We start from the raw sequence: 3,460 nt of genomic DNA, 5'->3' as shown, positions 1-3,460 counted from the left end.
GGTCGGAAGCGCTGGAATAGAGATTGCCGAACTCGGTCATGAATGCCGGAATACCCTGCGCCGACGCATACGCCAGCGCATCGCTGATGTTCGCCGACGAGGGGAGGCAACTAGATCCCAGGTCTATCTCGCAGTAGCCGTGGAACGAGAAGACTGTGTTGGTGGCCTCCACGGTGCCCAGGTGGGTGGGGACGGTGGCGTCGAACAGGACGTTGGGTTCGTAGAAGATCGGGGTGGTCGGGTCGACGGCCCGGATAGCATCGGCCGCCTGGTCATAGAACGGCGTCAGCTGCTGGCTGTCGAAATATGGGCTGCCGAGCAAGGTCGACAGGAACGTCGACACGCCGGGCGATGGTTCGTTCATGATCTCAATACCGGCCACGTCGGGGTTGCCGTTGAAGGCGTTGGCGACGTACTCCAACATCTGCGAGTAGTCGTCTTCTAGGCCAGTGCCGTTGGAGATATCGCTGTTGGTCCAGAACGACTGCCAGGCGCTTTGCTCGTCGGGATTGAAGAATTCGTTCAGCGGGAAGGTCTGCTCGGTGTTGGCGGCACCGTCGGTCTGCACGGCCCAGTCCGGCGCGCCCTCGCCGCCGAACGCGGTGCTGTAGGCGTCTTGGTGGAAGTCGAGGATGCTGTAGATGCCGTTGTTGCCCAGTGTTTGCACCGTCGACTCGATCGAGTCGAGATATGAGGTGTTGAACTCGCCAGGCTCGGGCTCGAGTTCGGACCAGATGACGCCGACGCGCACCACGTTGAAGCCGTTGGCGGCCAAGAACTCCGCGTCATCGTTGCTGAACCCGTCGGAGGCGGGCTCATACGGCGCCTCTTTGTACACCTCGTTGAGCCCGTGCAGAAGGACGACCTGACCATCGCTGTTCGTCAGGTAGTCACCGGTGGGGGTGACGGGGAGAAGCGACCCGTCTGCGGTCTGCGAGGTACCGGCACTTAGCGTGCCGTAATCACCGACCATGCCGTGCTCGCCGAAGGTACCTGCATTGCCGCCGGCCCCACCGAGGGCGGCCAGACCGTCAACGGCGGTGCCGTCTCCGGCGTTGCCACCATCACCGCCGATGCCGATCAGCGAGCCGCCATCACCGCCGTCACCACCGCTGGCACCGGTGCCGCCATCACCGCCGAGGCCCCCGTCGCCGAGGAGTCCGGCGCCGCCGCCGTTACCGCCGGCGACTCCGGCTTCGGTGCTGTTCCAGCCGGCGCCGCCGTCGCCGAACAACAACCCACCGGCGCCACCGGTGGGATCTGCTTCGGTGCCGGGGGCACCGTTGCCAATGAGGAATTCCCCGAAGGTCGTGTTGAGGAAGTTGTCGATCTGCTCACCGGTCGGGCTGGCGATCCATGCTTGCTCGGCAGTCTCCAACGGTTCGAATGTGTACGACTGGGCCAGGTCGGCGGACGTCGCCGACCCCGCGGCCGTGGCCGGTTCGGCCATTGCCGCAGCGGTCGCGGCATTCTCCACAGCGAACGACGGGTCGATGCTGGTTGCGAGGGCACCCAGATCGGCGGCCAGCGTGGGGTCAAGGCTCGATAGGGAATTGATGATGGGCTCGATGATCAGGTCCAACCCATCAGCCCGCGCCGGAGGTGCAGAAAACAGCGGTGTCACCCCGAAGGCCAAGAACGCCCCCGCGGCTGTGCCCACACCAACGACGCGACGACGCCCGCGTTGCCTGCGCAGAAGCGCCCGACGATCACCTTCGGAGCCGCGACGACGAGGCATCCTTTGCCTTTCCCTCAATTGCTGGTGCTGCCGTCCCCTGAGGGCAGACCGGCCGGACGTACCCGGGTTTTTCCCGCGCGGTGAAAACTAAGTCTGAGAATTTCTTACCCTGCGGCCAGGGAGATGTCAACGGCGTGATCGGCGCGCCCGGGTGAGTTTCGCTGCAACGGCGTCCGACGGGGCGATCGTCCAGCTCGATCATCTGGAGCCATCAACGACTGGACGCCCGCTCTACCATTGAGCTCGATGGTCACACCAACAACGGCGAACGAGGACGAGGAGACCGACAAGACTCGCCAGCGGGTCGGCGGTCGTCCCTCGCAGATCAGCCGCGAACAGATCGTGGCCGCCGCGCGACGCATACCCCAGGGCGAATTAACGATGCAGGCCGTGGCCGATGCGCTGGGAGTTAGCCGAAAGGCGTTGCACTACTACGTCGGAAACCGGCAAGGCCTCATCAACTTGGTCGTCGCCGACCTGTTCGAGTCAGAACTCGCGACAGTGGACTTGCCTCGGGATGCCGATTGGCAAACCGTAATGCAAGTGTGGGCGCGCGCCATTAGGGATGGCGTCGTCCAGGTGGGGATCGCCGCCACCTACGTTGAGCTTCGAGGAATGGGTGGAGCGGCGGCGATGGAACTCTCAGAGCGCGTCACCGAATCATTGCTGGGCGCCGGCTTCAGCCACCTTCTCGCTCGGCGCGCTCTCACCGTGATCGCGAACGTCGCATTCACCCACGCGAACATCGCACTCCTCGAAGTGCAACACGGGATTTACCCGCACGAATACGAACTCGCCACCGCGCTGTCTCAGGCGCCCGACGAGAAGTTCCCAGGACTGCGTCACATCCTCGCCTGCGCGCGAGCCGAAGATCCCTCTCACAGTTTCGAATTTGAGTTGGACTTGGCGGTGTCCGGGCTGGAGCGTGCTCTGGCTACTCAAAGTGGTTAAGCCGCAATCCTTGTCACCGCCATCAGTCTGGGATCGCTAGTCAGCGAGGTAACTCACAATGGCGTCGATGATGCCGCGGCGAGCGGCCTCGGCATCAGTGAAGCTGCTCATGCCGACCTCCCTACGCAATCCGCGAAGCGCGCTAGGCAGGAAGTTGCGGACTCGCATCAGCTTCGTCCGGTTGACGGCGAGCTCCCCGAGCGCTTCATCGAAGGCGGCGTTCCATGCCTGATCCCACGCGAGCAGGACAGCAGCTGTAGCCGGGTAGCTCTCACCGCCCGAGTCCTATTTCTAAAGATCCGTCACCGGCTGCCGCCGCTACGCCCCGTAACTAATAGCGGCACGGCGATTCGTCGGAGCTCCTTGTGTAACAACAGAATCCGATTCTGCTATGGACCAGGTCGGCACGTTAGCGCTCTGACGTGGCTTTAGACTCAGCTAGAAGGTGTCGACCTTCTCGATGCTGACGAACATGCCGTGGCCGGTGTGCTCGTTGGTGAATCGGGTGCCGCTTTCGCCGGCGGCGATCGTCCAGCCGGCCGCGTCATAGGTTTGGTAGTCGATGGTCACCGTCGGGATGTCGCCGAGGTTGCCCAGCACCCATTGCACGTCGCCGCTCGCGGTGATGTTGACGCCGTTGGCCCGTTCGCCGTCCTGCATAGGCGAGTTGGTGAACTGCGCCTCGCAGCCGACGCTGTCGCTGTCGATCTGGCAGCGGGTCTGGCCGGATTTGGTCTCGATGAATACGTGGCCGCTGTTGTCGGGGGGCAG

The 3,460-nt window shown here is 63.7% G+C and carries 2 protein-coding genes and 1 pseudogene; 1 reads left to right on the top strand and 2 read right to left on the bottom strand.

Features of this window, described 5'->3' with window-relative positions; translation table 11 throughout:
- Positions 1–1,660: glycoside hydrolase family 5 protein (locus WAN02_RS02580; RefSeq protein ID WP_422262562.1), on the bottom strand; the 1,660-nt coding region annotated here is incomplete at its 3' end.
- Between the two features lie 324 nt (positions 1,661–1,984).
- Between WAN02_RS02580 and WAN02_RS02575 the strand changes: the two genes are divergently transcribed.
- The gene (locus tag WAN02_RS02575; protein WP_422262560.1) at positions 1,985–2,689 is read left to right on the top strand and encodes a TetR/AcrR family transcriptional regulator; all 705 of its coding nucleotides are present in this window, start codon (positions 1,985–1,987) and stop codon (positions 2,687–2,689) included.
- Positions 2,690–3,127: 438 nt separating this feature from the next.
- Here the strand turns inward: WAN02_RS02575 and WAN02_RS02570 are convergent.
- Positions 3,128–3,460, bottom strand: a pseudogene (locus WAN02_RS02570) (hypothetical protein); the annotation flags it as partial.

This window comes from Mycobacterium sp., assembly GCF_049281135.1.
GTDB lineage: Bacteria > Actinomycetota > Actinomycetes > Mycobacteriales > Mycobacteriaceae > Mycobacterium.
The sequence above is the reverse complement of the archived record's forward strand: the minus strand, read 5'-3'. Positions and strand labels throughout refer to the sequence as shown.